16 protein-coding genes are annotated in these 19,141 nt (G+C 62.9%); 9 read left to right on the forward strand and 7 right to left on the reverse strand.

The features are described from left to right. Window positions 1–148: 148 nt before the first annotated feature. The 5 genes from hpf to lptC all read right to left on the reverse strand — a co-directional run bounded on the left by hpf (window position 149) and on the right by lptC (window position 4,704). Window positions 149–721, reverse strand: coding sequence for a ribosome hibernation-promoting factor, HPF/YfiA family (hpf, locus tag LAC81_RS00095; protein ID WP_113536641.1), 573 nt, complete (start codon window positions 719–721; stop codon window positions 149–151). 224 nt (window positions 722–945) lie between these two features. After that, window positions 946–2,484, reverse strand: coding sequence for an RNA polymerase factor sigma-54 (rpoN, locus tag LAC81_RS00100; RefSeq protein ID WP_223726253.1), 1,539 nt, complete (start codon window positions 2,482–2,484; stop codon window positions 946–948). Between the two features lie 144 nt (window positions 2,485–2,628). Further along, window positions 2,629–3,447 (reverse strand): LPS export ABC transporter ATP-binding protein, encoded by an 819-nt coding sequence (gene lptB, locus LAC81_RS00105; protein ID WP_113536639.1) that lies wholly within the window; start codon window positions 3,445–3,447, stop codon window positions 2,629–2,631. Window positions 3,448–3,459: 12 nt separating this feature from the next. Continuing rightward, complete coding sequence (locus LAC81_RS00110; RefSeq protein ID WP_113536638.1) at window positions 3,460–4,020, reverse strand: LptA/OstA family protein; 561 nt, start codon at window positions 4,018–4,020, stop codon at window positions 3,460–3,462. Window positions 4,021–4,035: 15 nt separating this feature from the next. Beyond that, window positions 4,036–4,704: an LPS export ABC transporter periplasmic protein LptC gene (gene lptC / locus LAC81_RS00115; protein ID WP_113536637.1), complete on the reverse strand. Its 669-nt coding sequence runs from the start codon at window positions 4,702–4,704 to the stop codon at window positions 4,036–4,038. Between the two features lie 263 nt (window positions 4,705–4,967). Between lptC and sppA the strand changes: the two genes are divergently transcribed. The 3 genes from sppA to LAC81_RS00130 all read left to right on the forward strand — a co-directional run bounded on the left by sppA (window position 4,968) and on the right by LAC81_RS00130 (window position 6,801). After that, complete coding sequence (gene sppA / locus LAC81_RS00120; protein WP_223726254.1) at window positions 4,968–5,927, forward strand: signal peptide peptidase SppA; 960 nt, start codon at window positions 4,968–4,970, stop codon at window positions 5,925–5,927. A gap of 129 nt (window positions 5,928–6,056) precedes the next feature. Further along, window positions 6,057–6,359, forward strand: coding sequence for an integration host factor subunit beta (locus LAC81_RS00125; RefSeq protein WP_025425688.1), 303 nt, complete (start codon window positions 6,057–6,059; stop codon window positions 6,357–6,359). 97 nt (window positions 6,360–6,456) lie between these two features. After that, on the forward strand, window positions 6,457–6,801 hold the full coding sequence (locus tag LAC81_RS00130) for a LapA family protein (protein ID WP_113536635.1): 345 nt from the start codon (window positions 6,457–6,459) through the stop codon (window positions 6,799–6,801). A gap of 33 nt (window positions 6,802–6,834) precedes the next feature. Here the strand turns inward: LAC81_RS00130 and LAC81_RS00135 are convergent, their stop codons facing one another. Further along, complete coding sequence (locus LAC81_RS00135) at window positions 6,835–7,296, reverse strand: SRPBCC family protein (protein WP_113536634.1); 462 nt, start codon at window positions 7,294–7,296, stop codon at window positions 6,835–6,837. Window positions 7,297–7,604: 308 nt separating this feature from the next. Between LAC81_RS00135 and LAC81_RS00140 the strand changes: the two genes are divergently transcribed. The 5 genes from LAC81_RS00140 (at window position 7,605) to LAC81_RS00160 (ending at window position 13,447) form a co-directional block, all read left to right on the forward strand. Then, window positions 7,605–8,759, forward strand: a complete 1,155-nt coding sequence (locus LAC81_RS00140; protein WP_223726255.1) for a class I SAM-dependent methyltransferase — start codon at window positions 7,605–7,607, stop codon at window positions 8,757–8,759. Then, window positions 8,756–9,616 (forward strand): TrmH family RNA methyltransferase, encoded by an 861-nt coding sequence (locus LAC81_RS00145; protein ID WP_223726256.1) that lies wholly within the window; start codon window positions 8,756–8,758, stop codon window positions 9,614–9,616. The genes LAC81_RS00140 and LAC81_RS00145 overlap by 4 nt, the downstream gene beginning before the upstream one ends. Continuing rightward, the gene (gene lspA, locus LAC81_RS00150) at window positions 9,613–10,104 is read left to right on the forward strand and encodes a signal peptidase II (protein WP_223726257.1); all 492 of its coding nucleotides are present in this window, start codon (window positions 9,613–9,615) and stop codon (window positions 10,102–10,104) included. Before LAC81_RS00145 ends, lspA begins: the two co-directional genes overlap by 4 nt. Before the next feature lie 55 nt (window positions 10,105–10,159). Further along, a complete protein-coding gene (locus LAC81_RS00155) occupies window positions 10,160–12,436 on the forward strand; it encodes a hybrid sensor histidine kinase/response regulator (RefSeq protein WP_223726258.1) in 2,277 nt (758 codons plus the stop codon). A gap of 120 nt (window positions 12,437–12,556) precedes the next feature. Continuing rightward, the gene (locus tag LAC81_RS00160; RefSeq protein WP_113536629.1) at window positions 12,557–13,447 is read left to right on the forward strand and encodes a GNAT family N-acetyltransferase; all 891 of its coding nucleotides are present in this window, start codon (window positions 12,557–12,559) and stop codon (window positions 13,445–13,447) included. 330 nt (window positions 13,448–13,777) lie between these two features. On the opposite strand, the gene LAC81_RS00165 is transcribed toward LAC81_RS00160, so the two are convergent. Next, a complete protein-coding gene (locus tag LAC81_RS00165; RefSeq protein WP_113536628.1) occupies window positions 13,778–16,063 on the reverse strand; it encodes an NADP-dependent malic enzyme in 2,286 nt (761 codons plus the stop codon). 103 nt (window positions 16,064–16,166) lie between these two features. Here LAC81_RS00165 and mutS point away from each other — a divergent pair, with 103 nt between their 5' ends. Further along, a complete protein-coding gene (gene mutS / locus LAC81_RS00170) occupies window positions 16,167–18,920 on the forward strand; it encodes a DNA mismatch repair protein MutS (RefSeq protein WP_223726259.1) in 2,754 nt (917 codons plus the stop codon). The last annotated feature ends 221 nt before the right edge of the window (window positions 18,921–19,141 follow it).

Raw genomic sequence — 19,141 nt, forward strand, 5'->3', positions numbered from 1 at the left:
AGCCGGACAACATCATCACAAATGCGTCGCAATGGCTCTAACCATCTTTGTCATGGCGGGTTCCATGCACAGAAAAGTCACATTTTTCCGGCCTGCCCGCTGATTATGGGCAAGAGGAGCGCTGGCATGCCAACGCTCCTCTATCCGCTCATGCTTTGATATTGGCAGCGTCGATCCAGCCAATATTTCCATCGTTGCGTCTGTAGACGATATTCAGATCGTCCTTGCCGGGGCTACGGAACATCAGGACAGGTTCGTCTGTCATGTCGAGTGCCATCACGGCACTGGCGACAGACATTGTCCTCAATTGTTTCGTGCTTTCGGCGACGATCGTCGGTGCATAATCCTCAGGGACTTCGTCGTCCTCGAAGGGCACCGAATCCATCACTGTGTAGGCTACCTCGGCAGCGCTCTGCCCGTTGCCGTTATGGTGATCCTTCAGCTTCCGCTTGTAGCGACGCAGACGCTTTTCGATGCGATCCGACGCCGCGTCAAACGCAGCTTGAGGGTCGTTCGCTTGACCGTTCGCCTGCATAACCACGCCCGTATCGAGATGAAGCTTGCAGTCGGCGCTGAAGCGCGACCCGGATTTTTCCACAGTGACCTGGCTTGAATATCCTCCGTCGAAATATTTGGTTACGGCCTGCTCGATCTGCTCGCCGATGCGGGCTCGGAACGAATCGCCGATTTCCATCTGTTTACCGGATACACGCACACTCATGGAGTTTCCTCTCTCGTTCGTGATTTGCGCAGCCAGTCTATTCCAAGCGGTCCCGTCATCCAAGCCTTTCAGACTTGCGGGCGCGCCTTGTCGCAGCCACCGGTCGTACCGGTTCGCTTCCGGGGCGAGCATCTCCCCGGCAATTGCGGCGGGCTCATATCGCCTGTGTCGGAGAGAGTCAATTGGAGGTCGCAAAAAAGTTAATGCAGCTTAACTTACGGTGCTCAGAAACCGGCGGCCTTGGCCAGCGCCCGCTTCTCCCGTCGCCGCTGCACGGAGGAGGGGATGTTCATCGCTTCCCGGTACTTGGCCACGGTACGGCGGGCAATGTCGATGCCGGCCTTCTTGAGGTTGTCGACGATATCGTCGTCGGAAAGCACGGCTTCGGCGCTCTCCTCCTGGATCATCGCGCGGATGCGGTGGCGCACGGCTTCCGCCGAATGGCTGTCGCCACCCTCGGCCGAGCCGATCGAGACGGTGAAGAAATACTTGAGCTCGAACAGCCCCCGCGGCGTCAGCATGTACTTGTTCGAGGTGACGCGGCTGACGGTCGATTCATGCATCTTGATCGCATCGGCAACGGTCTTGAGGTTCAGCGGCCTGAGGTGGCCGATGCCGTTGACGAGGAAGGCGTCCTGCTGGCGAACGATCTCCGTGGCAACTTTCATGATCGTCCGGGCGCGCTGGTCGAGGCTGCGCGTCAGCCAGTTGGCGTTCTGCAGGCACTCGTTGAGGAAAGCCTGGTCGGCGCTGTTTTTCTGCGTGCCGCGCGAGACCGTCGCGTAATAATCCTGGTTGACCAGTACCCGGGGCAGGGCGTCCGGATTGAGCTCGATCATCCATGAGCCGTCGGGCGCGGCGCGCACGACGATGTCGGGCACGATTGCCTCGCTGACGCTGGTCTCGAAGCTGGTGCCGGGCTTCGGATCGAGCTTGCGGATCTCCGCCAGCATGTCGATCAGGTCTTCCTCGTCGACGCCGCAGATCTTCTTGAGGGTCGCGAAATCGCGCCGCGCCAGCAGTTCGAGATTGGCAAGCAGGGCCTCCATCGCCGGATCGAGGCGGTCTCGGGCACGCAACTGGATTGCAAGACATTCGCCAAGCGAACGTGCAAACACGCCGGGCGGATCGAACTGCTGCAGCGTCAGCAGGACCCGCACGACGGCCGCATGGTCGGCGCCCAGCCGTTCGGCGACTTCGCCAAGATCGGCCTGGAGATAGCCGGCATCGTCGAGCTGATCGATGAGGTGCTGCGCGATCAGCCGATCGGAAGGGTCGGATAGTGCGAAAGGCAATTGCTCCGTGAGTGTCTCGCGCAGGCTCTTGCGGCCGGCAACGAAGTCGTCGAGGTCGTAGTCCTCGCCTTCGCCGCCCCCCGGCATCGACTTCCACTGGCCGAGCAGTTCCGGCGCATCGGCGCGCTGGGGCGCCGTGTCGTCCTGGAAGACATTGGCGAAATCGGCGTCGAGCTGTTCTCCGAGCCGCTCGCCGCTCGGTGATGTCGCGCTGTCGTAGAGATCGGCCTGTGCGACGAAGTCGTCACCGGCAGGCTCGTCTCCGGCCGTGCCTTCGCTTCGCTCGGGCGTGCCTGGCAGATCGTCATTCGCCTGAAATTCGAGCAGCGGGTTCTTTTCGACTTCTTGGGCGATGAACTGGTTGAGCTCAAGATGCGTCATCTGCAGCAGCTGGATCGACTGCATGAGCTGTGGCGTCATCACCAGGGACTGGGACTGGCGCAGATGAAGGCTGGCGGACAGTGCCATGCTGACGCGAAACTCCCGAGAAATCTCTTGGGCCGCGGTGCGTCTCCGTTCGCCGGGGCGGGCCCTTATTAATTGGCCCAAAAATTGCTTATCGAGAAGGTTTGGTCAAGCGTGGTCGCGGGCGGAATCGCCCGCGAAGCGGCCTCAGAGGCTGAAATTGTCGCCGAGATAGAGCCGGCGCACGTCAGGATTGGTGACGATGTCGTTGGCGCGACCATGGGTCAGCACTTCACCGGCATGGATGATGTAGGCGCGATCGATGAGGCCGAGCGTCTCGCGGACGTTGTGGTCGGTGATCAAAACACCGATGCCGCGCGAGGTCAGGTGGCGGACAAGCGCCTGGATATCGGCGACCGAGATGGGATCGACGCCCGCAAAGGGTTCGTCGAGCAGCATGAAGGTCGGATCGGTCGCCAGCGCGCGGGCGATTTCGAGACGGCGGCGCTCGCCGCCCGAAAGCGCGATCGCCGGCGACTTGCGCAGATGCGTGATGTTGAACTCGCCGAGCAGGTCGTTGAGCTTGCTCTCGCGTCGCTCCAGGTTCTTGTCGTGGACCTCGAGCACGGCGCGGATGTTTTCCTCGACCGTCAGTCCGCGAAAGATCGACGCTTCCTGCGGCAGGTAACCGACGCCAAGACGGGCACGCCGGTACATCGGCATCGTCGTGACGTCGTTGCCGTTGATTTCGATCGAGCCTTCGTCGACCGGCACAAGGCCGGTGATCATGTAGAAGCAGGTGGTCTTGCCGGCGCCGTTCGGTCCGAGCAGGCCCACGGCCTCGCCGCGCCGCACCACCAGTGAAACGCCGTTGACGACGCGGCGCTCACGATAGGCCTTCGTCAGGCCACGCGCGATCAGCGTGCCGTCGTAACGCGCCTTGTCGACCGCGTGTCCGGAAACGGCCGCGACGGTCGCCGACGGCTTACGGACCCGTTTGCGCTTGTGAAGGAAGGGAAAGTGCACGAGCGGTCTACGTCAGTTTGGCTTGCGGGACTTCGGGTCGAGCTGGATCTGCACGCGGCCGCCGCAGGCTTCGAGCTGGGCCTCACCGGTCTCCATCTGGACATTGAGCTGGCAGCCGACGAAGACGTTCTTGCCTTCCGACAGCACCACCTTGTCGCCCTTCAGCACGAAGATCTGCTTCGTCATGTCGAAGGAACCGGTGTCCGCCGTTGCCTGTTGCGTGCCCGAGCTCAGGAAAACCTTCTCGCTGACCTCGATGCGGTCGATGTCGGCGTCGCCGCTCGAAACCGAGCCACCGCCGGACTTGTAGAAGACCACCATGTTGCCGGCCTGGAGCGTCGTCGTGCCCTGCACGACCTTGACGTTGCCGGTAAAGATCGCCTTGCTCTCCGGATCCTTGATTTCGAGCTTGTCGCTCTCGATCTGGATCGGCTTGTCGTTGGAGAGTTCAAGGCCCTTCATCTTGCTTGATGTGGCCTGCGCAAAAGCGCCGGAGGCAATGATCAAAGCGCCGGCGCCAGCAATCGCCAGGCTGGCGGAAATTTTGAATAAAGAGGCGGTTGTGACCGACATGGGGTGCACCGGGTCCTATTTCGCGTTCTTGCGGATGGCGGTGGGCTCGACGTTCACCCTCACCATGCCCTCAAATATTACAATACGTCCCTTATCTGTCATTCGCAGCGTCTGCGCAATAATCGAACCGCCCTTCATGCTGATCGCAACGGGTCGCTTCGTTTCCATCTCGCCGGCATTGATGTCCAGATAGGCCGACTGGAAGTCGGCGTTGAGGCCATTATTGACGGAAATGGTGAACGGGGCGTTCATGTCGAGCGTATTGGCGCCGCGGTCGTAGATGCCGTTGGTGGCGTCCACGGTTGCGACCATCGAATCCTTCATCGGCATTTCCGCATGGATCGTCTGCAGCGTGATGATGTCCGGGTTGGCGATATCCTGGAGCGCCCGCTGGGCCTTCATGGAGTAGCTGATGCCCTGCTTGTTTCTGCCGGAGATGGCCGGATTCTGCATGACGATCTTGCCGTCCTCGATCGTTGCCGATTCGAGTTGCAGGTCCACGGGCATGAAGGCCCTGACAAACGACACGGCTGCAAAGATCACGGCAATGATGCCGGCGGCTACAGGCAGAATGACTTTCAGCCGCCGGACGCGCACGGAATGCCTCGCGGCGAGCGCATAAGCGTCGGCGGAGCTCTCACCCGTATCGGCAAAAATGCCCGGGGCTGGCGCGTGGTTCAACATGAAAGGGCCTGTCGGTTTACTGCTTTTATCGCCGACCCTGTCGAAGGGTCATATACATACACTGGTGTAAGTCGTCGCAAATATGGATATTTTTTGCTGCTGCACAATGCTGCTGCAAAAAAAACTCGGGTGAAACACGAAAACGCCAGCCGCGGCTTTCAACCGTGGCCAAGCGCGTTTATGGAATATGCCTCTGCGCGCGCAGATAGCACGTTCCCGCGGAAACTGACAGAAGCTGCGCCAACATTTCGGGAGAAACCCACATGGACGAACTCGCCATCGCCGACCGCCGCAGCCTTCGCCGGAAACTGAGCTTCTGGCGCTGGGTGGTGGCGGGGCTGCTTCTCGTTGCAGCGTTCGCGATCTTTGCCTGGTCGGGCGCTGCAGACGATGTCGGTCGCAGCCGTCAGCAGGTGGCGCGCGTCACCATCAGCGGTCTGATCCAGGATGACCGCGAGCTCCTGGAACGGCTCCAAAGGATTGCCGATAACGACAGCGTCAAGGCGCTGGTCGTGACCATTTCTTCCCCGGGCGGCACCACGTATGGCGGCGAAGTGCTCTACAAGGCGATTCGCAAGGTTGCCGCCAAGAAGCCCGTCGTCTCCGACGTGCGCACGCTCGCCGCTTCGGCGGGCTACATGATTGCGCTCGCCGGCGACACGATCATCGCCGGCGAAAGCTCGATCACCGGCTCCATCGGCGTCATCTTCCAGTACCCGCAGATCAAGGACCTGATGGACAAGCTCGGCGTGTCGCTGGAATCGATCAAGTCGCGGCCGCTGAAGGCGGAGCCGTCGCCTTTCCATCCGGCAAGCGACGAGGCGAAGGCGATGATCCAGGCGATGATCGACGACAGCTATGCCTGGTTTGTCGACCTGGTCGCCGAGCGCCGTAAGCTGCCGCGTCCCGAGGCGCTGCTGCTCGCCGACGGCCGCATTTTCACCGGCCGACAGGCGCTCAAAGCCAAGCTCGTAGACACGCTCGGCGGCGAAGACGAAATACGTGCCTTCCTCACGGAGAAAAAGGTATCGAAGGACCTGCCGATCGTCGACTGGGAAGCGCCGCGAAAGGCCCTGCCTTTTGGCCTCGGCGCGCTCGCCGCCAACTGGATCAAGATGTTGGGATATGACGCTTTTCCGGCAATGAGCGGTCTCGAAAAAATCGCGGGCGACAAGTTGTTTCTTGACGGTCTTGTTTCGGTTTGGCAGGTTGATGGCCAATGAGGAAGGCGACATATACCCAGCCTGAGCCGCCAGGAGATGCCGGCGTTCTTGCAAGCGTCGGCGACACACTGTCGGCAATCACAATGCAGACCGAAAAAGCAAAACAAACAAGAATTTGAGGGGGCGACAGTGATCAAGTCAGAACTGGTGCAGATTGTTGCAGCTCGCAATCCGCATCTCTATCACCGCGATGTCGAAAACATCGTCAATGCGGTACTCGATGAGATCACAGATGCGCTCGCGGCAGGTAACCGGGTCGAACTGCGCGGCTTCGGTGCCTTTTCCGTCAAGAATCGGCCGTCGCGCTCCGGGCGCAACCCGCGCACCGGCGATTCCGTTTTCGTCGAAGAAAAATGGGTACCGTTCTTCAAGACCGGCAAGGAATTGCGCGAGCGCCTTAATCCCGGCATGAATGGCGACGACGAAGACTGATCATCTTTCTCGGTCTCAGCGGTCCGGCGCAATCGATGCCCGTTGTCCCCCGTGGCCACCGGAAACCATGCGGCCGCCCGCAAGATGGAGCGATTGAATGTTCAAGAAACTGATCAACATCGTTGTGCTCATTCCGGTTGGCGTGATCCTGATCGTTCTCAGTGTCGCCAACCGCCAGAGCGTGACGCTGGCGTTGAACCCCTTCCGTCCGGAAGACAGTGTGCTTTCCGTCAGCGCGCCCTTCTTCGTCTTCCTGTTCCTGGCCGTCATCGTCGGCGTGATCCTCGGCGCGGCAGCAACCTGGTTCAGTCAGGGAAAGCATCGTCGCCGCGCGCGCACCGAGGCCAACGAGGCCGTGAAATGGCACCGCGAAGCCGAGAAACATCGTAGCCAAGCTGAAAAGCTTGCCACCCAGGCGACGTTGGCCGCCCCTCAGAACTGACCGCTTGTTTGCTGCCGCGGAGCTGCGAGCCCTTCAGCTCGCCGCTTCCGCCTGCTCGCCACCAACAGCCGCGCCGAAGTCGGCAAAGAACTGTTGCGCCAGCTTCTTCGCGGTCGAATCGATGAGGCGCGAACCGAGCTGGGCGAGTTTGCCGCCGATCTCCGCCTTGACGTCGTAGCGCAGTACCGTTTCCGCCCCATCCTCCATCAAGGTGACGTCGGCGCCACCCTTGGCGAAACCGGCGATCCCGCCCTTTCCTTCGCCCGAGATCGTATAGCCCTCCGGCGGATTGAGGTTGGAGAGTACGACATTGCCGCTGAAGGTAGCCGAGACCGGACCGATCTTGATCTTCACCACCGCCGCAAGCTCGGTCGGCGACGTCATTTCCAGCGACTGGCAGCCCGGGATGCACCGCTTGAGGACCTCCGGATCGTTGAGGCCGCGCCACACCGCGTCGCGCCCTGCCGAAATCCGCTCTTCGCCGGTCATATCCATGCATTGTCCTCCCCGTGCAGCGCCGCGCGTCGCTATCGGCGCGCAAAGGTCACTGCAACACATTAGGCCTGCTGCCGAGTTTTGTCCCTAAGCCGGTTCCGGCCCAGTGAAATTTGCGGCGGGTTCTCCCTCGCTGATCTTCGCAAAACGGAAACGGCTTTGCCAAGAGCATCAGCGATGCTATTTGCAGCTTCAATAGATGCCGCGGCTTGAAGCTGCGGCGACAAACCTCATGGCGTCCGCCCGCTCGCGCTCGATAGTGCGAAGGGCAGGCGGCACATGCTCTAACAAAGCCCAGGGATCTCAGCGTGAAGGAAAAGGACCGGCGGTCGAAGAATGCCTCCGTGACCACGGCCAAGGGCCGCGGCGCCGAGGCGCGTGGCGGCGGTCGCCACAGAGAGAAGCGTCCGGCGGCGCCAAAGGGCGGCGGCTTCAAGGAACGGCCGGCGCGCCCACAGGCAGCGCAGGTCGCCGAAACGCGCGACCGGCCCGTCAAGCAGGCCGCGACCCAGGAAACGCCGGCGCGGGTGATTGCCCGGCGGACCGGCGAAAAGCCGGCCGAGCGCATACCGCTCATCCTCGAAACGTCGGACGCTGCCGGCTACCATCTCATCGACAGCGGCGCCGGCGAGAAGCTTGAGCAGTATGGCCCCTATCGCATCGTGCGACCCGAGGCGCAGGCGCTCTGGCCGCGCAGCCTGCCCGACAGCGTCTGGGAAAAGGCCGACGCGATCTTTACCGGCGACACCGACGAGGACGGCATGGGCCGCTGGCGCTTTCCCGGCGCCGTGCTCGGCGAAACCTGGCCGATGCAGCTTCTCGGCACCGATTTCCACGGTCGCTTCACCTCGTTTCGCCACGTCGGCGTCTTCCCCGAGCAGCTCGCACACTGGAGCTGGGTCAAAGACCAGGTGGAAAGAGCAGGGCGCCCGCTCAAGGTCCTGAACCTTTTTGGTTACACCGGCGTCGCCTCGCTGATCGCCGCCAAGGCTGGCGCCGAAGTCACCCATGTCGATGCCTCGAAGAAGGCAATTGGCTGGGCGCGGGAGAACCAGCAGCTGGCGCGCGCCGAAAATCTGCCGATCCGTTGGATCTGCGACGATGCGATGAAGTTCATCCAACGCGAAGAGCGCCGCGGCAGCCGCTACGACATCATCCTGACCGACCCGCCGAAGTTTGGCCGTGGGCCGAATGGCGAAGTCTGGCAGCTCTTCGACCACCTGGCGGCGATGCTCGACATCTGCCGCGAGATCCTGTCGCCGGAGGCGCGCGGCCTGGTGCTGACCGCCTATTCGATCCGGGCGAGCTTCTATTCGATCCATGAACTAATGCGCGAGACGATGCGCGGCCGCGGCGGCCGGGTGGAGTCGGGCGAACTCATCATCCGCGAGGGCGGGCTTGACGGCCGGGAGCCGGGCAGGGCGCTTTCGACCTCACTCTTCAGCCGCTGGGTACCGCAATGACGAACGACAGAAGCGAGCACGGCACCGGTCGTGTCGGTCAGGTGAAGGAGGTCACGAGCCTCACCAACCCGATCATCAAGGACATCCGCGCGCTGGCACAGAAGAAGCATCGCGACGAGACGCGCTCCTTCATGGCCGAGGGCTTGAAGCTGGTGATCGACGCGCTCGATCTTGGCTGGAAGATCAAGACGCTGATCTATGCCAAGGCGGCCAAGGGCAAGCCGCATGTCGAGCAGGTGGCGGCAAAGACCTTCGCCAAGGGCGGTCTGGTGCTGGAAGTCAGCGAGAAGGTGCTGTCGACGATCACCCGGCGCGACAATCCGCAGATGGTGGTCGGCATCTTCGAGCAGCGCTACCAGGCGCTGAAGGATCTGAAGCCGCAGCTGGGCGAAACCTACGTGGCGTTGGACCGGGTACGCGACCCCGGCAACCTCGGCACCATCATCCGCACGGCCGATGCTGCCGGCGCCTCCGGCATCATTCTCGTCGGCGAGACCACCGATCCGTTTTCGCTCGAAACCGTGCGCGCCACCATGGGCTCGGTATTTGCGATGCCGGTGGCACGCGCCAGCGCCGAGGATTTCATCCGCTGGCAGAAATCCGCCGGCGTGAAGGTGGTTGCCACCCATCTTGCCGGTGCCGTCGACTACCGCACCGTCGACTACAAGTCGAAGCCGGTGGTGATCCTGATGGGCAACGAACAGGCCGGTCTGCCGGAAGAACTTGCCCGTGAGGCAGGCGCGCTCGCGCGCATCCCGCAGGCCGGACGCGCCGATTCGCTCAACCTTGCGATCGCCACCGGCATCATGCTGTTCGAGGCACGCCGTCACCTGCTGACGCTGGACGCCCGCGCATGAGCGAGAGACAGGTCCTGTTTTCCCGACCGCTACCGATCGCGGTCTTCATCCTTCTCGCGCTCATCGCCGACCAGATGATCAAGTATCTGGTCGAGCTCTACCTGCCCTTCAATCAGGCGGTCCACGTCGTGCCGATGCTGGCGCTCTACCGCACCTACAACTACGGCGTCGCCTTCTCGATGCTGTCGGGCATGGAAGGCTGGTTCATCGTCGGCATGCGGCTCACCGTCGTCGCCTTCGTTCTCTGGCTCTGGAAGCGCACGCCTAAGGACCGCTTCTTCGCCCATCTCGGCTATGCGCTGATCATCGCGGGCGCGCTCGGCAATCTCGTCGACCGGCTGATCTTCGGCTACGTGATCGACTACATCCTTTTCTATACGGAAACATGGTCCTTCGCCGTCTTCAATCTGGCCGATAGCTTCATCACCATCGGCGCCGGCGCGATCATCCTTGACGAGTTGCTGCACGCGAAAAAGGCAGATCGGTAAGATTTTACCGGTCCATTGAAGCCATTCGGAACGCTTGTCGTGTTAGCCGGATCGCATGAGCGAACCGTCACGATTGCTGGAGCGGATCGAATCCGGCTTCCGGACAGGAAACCGGACCGGTGACGCGCAGCCGGTGGCTCCGCCCGCCGTGGAGGCACCGCCTTCGGCCCGCGAGCAGGAACCTCCCGTCAATGGCACGCGCCGTGCGATCAACCAGGCGTCGCTGGCGCTGCTCGGCCTGGTCGCCTCCGGTCTTATCCTCGTCATCGGCATGAACGCCGGCTTCTACCTGTTTTCCGCGGCGATCGCAGCGGCAGGCTCCGTCGGCGTGCTTCTGCTCGTTGTCGAAGCCATGCGGTCGTTCGATGGCAGGCAGGCCCGTGACGAAGCGAACCGGGATCGCGATTGGCACCGCTCTGAGACGTCCGCGCTGCTCTCGACCATTCACGATGCGCTGGGCGACCTTGCGATCATGCGTGGCATGGACGGAAAGATCGTTCATGCCAATGCGGTCTTCCATCAGGTCTGCGACCACCCTGATGTCCGCGGTCTCAATTGCGCGGCGCTCGGCCTGAGTTTCGAGCCGAAGGCCGCACCCAATCACTATCTGGTCCGGATTGCGGCATCGGATGGCGTGCGCCTTTACGACTGGCATGACGTTATCGCCCGCGATCCGGCCAGCGGCAAGCTCATGCGCCACAGCATCGCCCGCGACGTCACCGAGGAGGCGAAGGCCGCGCGCGAGCGCGAAGCGGCACGCCGGCGGGCGGAGGAGGCAAGCCAGGCGAAGTCGAGGCTTCTCGCGACCGTCAGCCATGAAATCCGCACCCCGCTTTCCGGCATTCTCGGCATGAGCCACCTGCTCGGCCAGACCCGGCTGTCGAGCGAGCAGAAAAACTACCTCGCCGGCATGCAGCAGTCCGGCCATGCGCTGGTCCAGCTCGTCGAGGATCTGATCGATTTCTCGTCGCTTTCGGCCGGTCGCTTCCAGTTTCGCCCGACCCGACAGGATCCGCGCGGCGTCATCGAGAGCGTGGTGGAAATGCTCTCCAACCGGGCGCATGAAAAAGGCATCGAGATCGGCGCCACGGTCGCCGTCGATGTGCCCGCCGAGATGGCCTTCGATGCAGCGCGCCTGCGCCAGGTGCTTTTCAACGTCATCGGCAATGCGGTGAAATTCACCGAGGTCGGCGGCGTCTTTGTCAGCGCCGACACGGTCGACGAATGCGTGCGGATCCGGATTGACGACACCGGCCCGGGCATGTCGCCCGAGGATCTGAAGCGCATCTTCGAGGAGTTCGAGCAGGCTGGAAACGACGAACAGCGGGCCAAGGGCACAGGCCTCGGCCTCGCCATCTCCCGCCGGATCATGCAGGCCTGTGGCGGCAGCCTCACCGCGGCCAGCGCGCCGGGACGCGGCAGCCGTTTCGAAATTCGCCTGCCCTTTGCCGAGATCGAAGCGGTCGCAGCGGAGCGTCGGTCCTGCCTTGCCGGATCGCATGTCCTGGTCATGGCGCCGGACGGTCCGGCCTCCGCGGCGCTCGCCGCGACGATCGCCACCCTCGGCGGACGGTGCCATCGCGCCACAACGCTTGCCGCGGCCCAGTGTGTCCTTGCGGACGTGCTCGCCGGCGGCACGGCCCTGACGGATGTGATCGTCGATCACCGCCATGCCCAGCAATACAAGCAGCTGCTTTCGCTGCAGCCGGCCATCGCGCGGCTGGAGGTGCGGCGCACCTACCTGATCAATCCTGAAGAGCGCAACAGCCATCCCGTCAACCAGATGGACGGCTACGAGGCCTGGCTGATCCGGCCGCTGCGCGAAAAGTCTCTGGTCGAAGTGCTGCTTGGCCGCCTGAAAGGCATCGAGAAGCGCGACGCGATCAACGACAACCGGCCCGTTCTGCGCGAGGAGCCGGCGACCACGCCCGTTCGGAGCAAGGCGAATGGGATTCTTCTGGCTGAAGACGATCCGGTCAACGCGCTGATCGTGCGCACCGTGCTCCAGCGCTCGGGATATTCGGTCCGCGTTGTTGGCGATTTCGGCGCTGTCGCCGAAGCCCTGAACGCGCCCGGCGAGCGTGCGCTGCCGGAGCTGTTGGTGACCGATCTCAACATGCCGGGTGGCGACGGCCTTTCGCTGCTGCAGCGCCTGCGCGCCGATGAGAACGCGCGATCCGCGCCGCGGCTGCCCGTTATCGTCCTGACGTCGGATGTCCGTGTCGATATGCGCGAGAGGCTGACGGATGCCGGCGCGGACGCCGTGTTGTCGAAGCCCGCGGACCCGCAGCTTCTGACGTCGGAGATCGCCCGCCTGCTGCGCAAACGGTAACTTCTACAGCGGTTACGGTAACCATCGGAGCGTGGGGGTTGTATGCCGCTTTCATGTCACTATGTTGTTGCAGAAACGTGGTCTAAGCCCGGCAGACAGAATTGATTCGGGATGACGCGGATGGCCATCGAGCTACTGGATTCGGCGAACGTGGTTGACACTTCTCAGGCTTGCATCGGCAAGAAGACCGCCGTCCCGACGACTGACGTTCTAGGCAGGATCGCCAATCTCGAGACGCGGCTGGCACGCACGGCATCGGAGATAGATGCCGCCCAGGCCGTACGCTACAAGGTTTTCGTCGAGGAGATGAAGGCGCAGGTCGGCGCCGAGGCCGATCGTCGCAAGCGCGACGTCGACAGCTGGGACGCGATCTGTGATCACCTCCTTGTTCTCGACACCTCGATCGAGGGAGATGCCGAGGATCAGATCGTCGGCACCTATCGCCTGCTGCGCCAGGACGTGGCCGAACGTGCGGGCGGTTTCTACTCGGCTTCCGAATTTGCCATCGACCAGCTCCTCGCGCGCCATCCGACCAAACGCTTCATGGAGCTCGGCCGCTCCTGCGTGCTGCCGGACTACCGCACCAAGCGGACGGTGGAGCTGCTTTGGCAGGGAAACTGGGCCTACGCCCTGAAATACGGCATGGACGCCATGTTCGGTTGCGGCTCGTTCCCCGGTGTCGTTCCGGCGGAGCACGCACTGGCGCTTTCCTTCCTACACCACAACATCCGCGCCCGAGACGAATGGGCCGTGAGCGCACGTCCGGAGCTGCATCGGACCATGGATCTGATGCCGGCCGAAGCGATCAATGCGAAAAAGGCACTCACCGCCCTGCCGCCGCTGATCAAGGGTTACATGCGCCTGGGCGCCATGGTTGGCGACGGCGCCGTGGTCGATCATGCGTTCCACACGACCGATGTTTTGATCGTGCTGCCGATCAGCAATATCTCCGGCCGCTACCTCAATTACTACGGCGCAGACGCCGGCCGGTTCGCTACCTCCGTCTCCTGACGGGCGCCTGACAGGATTAACCAAATATTAATGACGAGTTTGACTTTCGTGCCTGAAAGAGAGACTTGTATTGTCAAGTTCTTCTCTGATTTCATGACGAGAGAATAAGAAAATAACGGAGGAATGGCCGATCAATTCCGGAGGTCGGCCGGCATGAAATTCCAAATCCTCCGTCTTTTATCACCTGAAACGTAGTTCAGTTGCCAATTTTTGAGCTCGCTTCTTCTCTCCAGGGGACGCGAGCTCTTCTTTTTATAAGTTGTGCCGATTTGTTACTAATCCGGTCGACCTGGCGACTTAGAGCGCCAGGTCTGTACCAAAACGGCAATGTCACATGCCGGCATTGTAGGCGGCAATCGCCGCCATGTTGACGATGTCGGAATCCTTGGCCGACATCGAAACAATCTGGATCGACTTGTCGAAGCCGACGAGCAGGGGGCCGATGACGGTTGAGCCGCCGAGTTCCTGCAGCATCTTGGTCGAGATCGATGCCGAGTGGAACGCCGGCATGACGAGCACGTTGGCCGTGCCCGAAAGGCGGCAGAACGGATACTGCTCCATGACGCGGGCATTCAGTGCCACGTCGGCGGCCATTTCCCCGTCATATTCGAAGTCGACCCGGCGTTTGTCGAGGATGTTGACTGCCTCGCGCACCCGCTCGGAGCGTTCGCCCTGTGGATGGCCGAAGGTGGAATAGGCAAGCATAGCCACGCGCGGCACATAGCCGAGCCGCTTGGCGAGGCCGGCTGCTTCCTCGGCGATATCGGCAAGCTCCTCCGAAGACGGCATGTCGTGCACGGCGGTGTCCGCGACCAGCACGGTGCGGCCGCGGCAGAGCGCGATCGACACACCGATGACGCGGTGGCCGGGCTTCGGATCGATGCAGCGGCGCACGTCCTCGAGCGCGGTCGAGTAGTTGCGGGTGAGACCCGTGACCATGCCGTCGGCGTCGCCGAGTGCGACCATGCAGGCGGCGAAGTGGTTGCGGTCGTTGTTGATCAGGCGCTGGGCGTCGCGGAACAGGAAGCCCTTCCGCTGCAGGCGGGCATAGAGATAGTCCGTATAGGCGCCGACGCGCTTGGAAAGACGTGCGTTGACGATCTGGATGCCGGGGCGGTCGAGGTCGATCCCCTCGCGCTCCGCCGTCTCGCGCATGCGCTCTTCGCGGCCGAGCAGGATGGCGGTGCCGAGCTGCTGGTTGGCGTAGGCGATCGCCGAGCGCATGACCTGCACCTCTTCGCCCTCGGCAAAGACGATGCGCTTGGGCTGGCGCCGCACGCGCTCATAGATGCGCTGCAGCGTCGAGGCGATCGGGTCGCGCCGGGCGGAGAGCTGGCGGCCATAGGCTTCGAGATCGGTGATCGGCTTGCGCGCGACGCCGCTTTCGATCGCAGCCTTGGCGACCGCCATCGGGATCGCCGAGATCAGGCGCGGATCGAAGGGGACCGGGATGATGTATTGCGGGCCGAAGCGCGGGCGGTTGCCCTGGTATGCCGCGGCAACATCGTCAGGCACATCTTCCTTGGCAAGGCTTGCCAGCGCTACTGCGGCGGCAATCTTCATCTCGTCGTTGATCGTCGTGGCGCGCACGTCGAGCGCCCCGCGGAAGATATAGGGAAAGCCGAGCACGTTGTTGACCTGGTTCGGATAGTCCGAGCGGCCGGTGGCGACGATCGCGTCGTCGCGGATGCGGGCGACTTCCTCGGGCGTGATTTCCGGATCCGGGTTGGCCATGGCGAAGATGATCGGCCGCGGTGCCATCGAGCGTACCATGTCTTCCGACAGCGCACCCTTGGCGGAGAGGCCGAAGACCACATCGGCGCCGTCGAGCGCTTCGGCGAGCGTACGGCGATCGGTCTTGACGGCATGCGCCGACTTCCACTGGTTCATGCCTTCGGTGCGGCCCTCGAAGATCACTCCCTTGGTGTCGCACAGGATGATGTTTTCCGAGGCAAAGCCCATGGACTTGATGAGCTCGATACAGGCGATGGCCGCAGCGCCGGCGCCATTGCAGACGAGCTTCGTCGTCTTGAAATCGCGGCCGGTTAGCGCCAGCGCATTGATGAGGCCGGCCGCGGCGATGATCGCGGTGCCGTGCTGGTCGTCGTGGAACACCGGGATGTCCATGACCTCGCGCAGCTTCTGCTCGATGATGAAACAGTCCGGCGCCTTGATGTCTTCAAGGTTGATGCCGCCGAAGGAGGGGCCGAGGAAGCGCACGCAGTTGATGAACTCGTCGACGTTTTCGGTGTCGACCTCAAGGTCGATGGAATCCACATCGGCAAAGCGCTTGAACAGCACGGCCTTGCCTTCCATGACCGGCTTGGAGGCAAGCGCTCCGAGGTTGCCGAGGCCGAGAATGGCGGTGCCGTTCGAGATTACGGCCACCATGTTGCCGCGTGTCGTATAGTCGTAGGCGGTGTTCGGATCCTCGGCGATCGCCTTGACCGGGACGGCAACGCCCGGCGAATAGGCAAGCGACAGGTCGCGCTGGGTGGCCATCGCCTTGGTGGGGGAAATCTCCAGCTTTCCGGGACGACCCTGCGAGTGAAAATCGAGCGCTTCCTGCGCGGTGACGCTCGTCATTGTGCGATCGGTCTTGTCGGTGGCCGGCATGTTTCCTCAATCCTCCTGTGGGCGAGCCTTGCGGCGCGCCTCTTTATGGTTGTCGTCTATAATTGCTTGGGGATAGTGTGCCATCTCTTTTTTCGGAACAATCATGAATTTCGTGACAGACCAATCGAACCGCGCCAGCGAGGTGTTGTCCGCAGCCGAACTGGCGACGGAGGAGAGCCGTTCCACCGCAACGCCGATGATGGAACAGTTCATCGAGATCAAGGCTAACAACCCGGATTCTCTGCTCTTTTACCGCATGGGTGACTTCTACGAGCTGTTCTTCCAGGACGCGGTAGAGGCATCGCGGGCGCTCGGCATCACGCTGACCAAGCGTGGCCAGCACATGGGACAGGAAATCCCGATGTGCGGGGTGCCGGTGCATGCCGCCGACGATTACCTGCAGAAGCTGATCGGGCTCGGCTTCCGAGTCGCCGTTTGCGAGCAGGTCGAGGATCCGGCCGAGGCCAAGAAGCGCGGCAGCAAATCGGTCGTCCGCCGGGATGTCGTTCGGCTTGTTACGCCGGGAACGATCACGGAAGAGAAGCTTCTGTCTCCGTCGGAGACCAACTATCTGATGGCGCTGGCGCGGATCAAAAGCGGATCGGAGCCGGCTTACGCACTTGCCTGGATCGATATCTCCACCGGCATCTTTCGGTTGGCGGAAACCGCCGCAAGCCGTCTGCTCGCCGATATCCTGCGTATCGAGCCGCGCGAACTGATCCTCGCCGATACGGTGTTTCACGATCCGGAACTGAGGCCCGTCTTCGACGTGCTCGGCCGCGTCGCGGTGCCGCAGCCGGCGGTTCTGTTCGATAGCGCCACGGCCGAGGGCCGCATCGCCCGCTACTTCGGCGTCAAGACGCTCGACGGGTTCGGCACGTTCTCGCGCGCCGAACTGGCCGCCGCCTCGGCGGCGATCTCCTATGTCGAAAAGACCCAGCTTGCCGAACGGCCGGCGCTGGGCACGCCGGAGCGCGAAAGTGCCGCCTCGACGCTGTTCATCGATCCGGCAACGCGCGGCAATCTCGAACTGGTCAAGACGCTGTCGGGCGCGCGCGAGGGCACGCTGTTGAAGGCGCTCGACCGCACCGTGACGAGCGGTGGCGCCCGGCTTCTCGCCGAACGCCTGATGTCGCCGCTGACCGACCCGGACCGTATCAATGAGCGTCTCGATTCGATCGAGATTCTTGCGGACCAGCCGTCTTTCGCCGGCGACCTGCGTGATGCGCTCAGGCGTGCGCCGGACATGCCGCGCGCCTTGTCGCGGTTGGCGCTCGGCCGCGGCGGTCCGCGTGACCTCGGCGCCATTCAGGCAGGCCTGCATGCGTCCGCGTCGATTTCGCGTTTGATGGCCGCGGGCACGCTATCTGATGAGCTGAAGGAAGCGCGCGCCGCGATCGATGCGCTGCCCGCCGGCCTGCTCGGTCTGCTCGACGCAACGCTTGGCGAAGAGCTGCCGCTCCTGAAGCGTGACGGCGGTTTCGTCTGCGAAGGCGCCAATGCCGAGCTCGACGAAGTCCGGGGGCTGCGCGACCAATCGCGCCGGGTGATCGCCGGGCTGCAGCTGCAATATTCCGAAGAGACCGGCATCAAGTCGCTGAAGATCAAGCACAACAACGTGCTCGGCTACTTCATCGAGGTGACCGCCGGCAATGCGGGCTCGATGACCGATACGGATGCCGGTCGCGCCCGTTTCATCCATCGCCAGACGATGGCGAATGCCATGCGCTTCACCACGACGGAATTGGCCGAACTCGAAAGCAAGATCGCCAATGCCGCCGACCGGGCGCTTTCGATCGAGATCGAGGCCTTCGATCAGATGACATCAGAGGTCGTCGCAGCCGCCGAGACGCTCAAGGCTGCTGCCTTGGCGCTTGCGACCGTCGATGTCTCGGTCGGTCTCGCTGTGCTCGCCGAGGAGCAGGCCTATGCCCGACCCGTTGTCGACCGCTCGCGCATGTTCGCAATCGATGGCGGCCGTCATCCTGTGGTCGAGCAGGCGCTGAAGCGCCAGGCGGCCAATGCCTTCGTCGCCAACGGCTGCGATCTTTCACCGCCGGAGGGCGAGGAGGGCGGCGCGATCTGGTTGCTCACCGGTCCCAACATGGGCGGTAAATCGACCTTCCTGCGCCAGAACGCGCTGATCGCGATCATGGCGCAGATGGGCACTTTCGTCCCTGCCGCGAGCGCACATATCGGCATCGTCGACCGGCTGTTCTCCCGCGTCGGCGCATCCGACGATCTGGCGCGCGGCCGCTCGACCTTCATGGTCGAGATGGTCGAGACGGCGGCGATCCTCAACCAGGCCACTGACCGTTCGCTGGTGATCCTCGACGAGATCGGCCGTGGCACCGCCACCTTCGACGGTCTGTCGATCGCCTGGGCGGCTGTCGAACACCTGCACGAGGCGAACCGCTGCCGCGGTCTCTTCGCCACCCACTTCCATGAGCTGACCGTGCTTTCGGAAAAGCTCGGGCGGCTATCGAACGCGACCATGCGCGTCAAGGAATGGCACGGCGACGTGATCTTCCTGCACGAGGTCGGGCCTGGTGCTGCCGACCGCTCCTACGGCATTCAGGTCGCCCGCCTTGCCGGCCTGCCGGCATCCGTCGTGGCGCGCGCCAAGGACGTACTCGCCAAGCTCGAGGATGCCGACCGCAAGAACCCCGCGAGCCAGCTGATCGACGATCTGCCGCTCTTCCAGGTGGCGATCCGCCGCGAAGAGGTTAAGGCCGCCGGCCCGTCCAAGGTCGAGGACGCGTTGAAGGCGCTCAACCCCGACGACATGACGCCGCGCGAAGCGCTCGATGCGCTCTATGCGCTGAAGAAGGAACTGAGCGCCGCCAAGGCAGGATGAGGAAAGCCGTGTGCGGCTTTCCGCCCACATCCCGCCAGCCGTAAAACAGGCTGAGGCGGCGCGCGCCTTTTTCCTGTGCAGCTGTCGGTAAAAAGGCTATACAGCGCCGCGCGCCTTTGCCGGCGCGGCGATCGAAATTCTGTGTGGTCTTTATTCGGCCTCGGTCGCAAGGATCATGCAGGAGCGCTTGATCGCGAGCGACCACGCAACCAGTCGGACAG

It is taken from the genome of Ensifer adhaerens (assembly GCF_020035535.1).
GTDB lineage: Bacteria > Pseudomonadota > Alphaproteobacteria > Rhizobiales > Rhizobiaceae > Ensifer.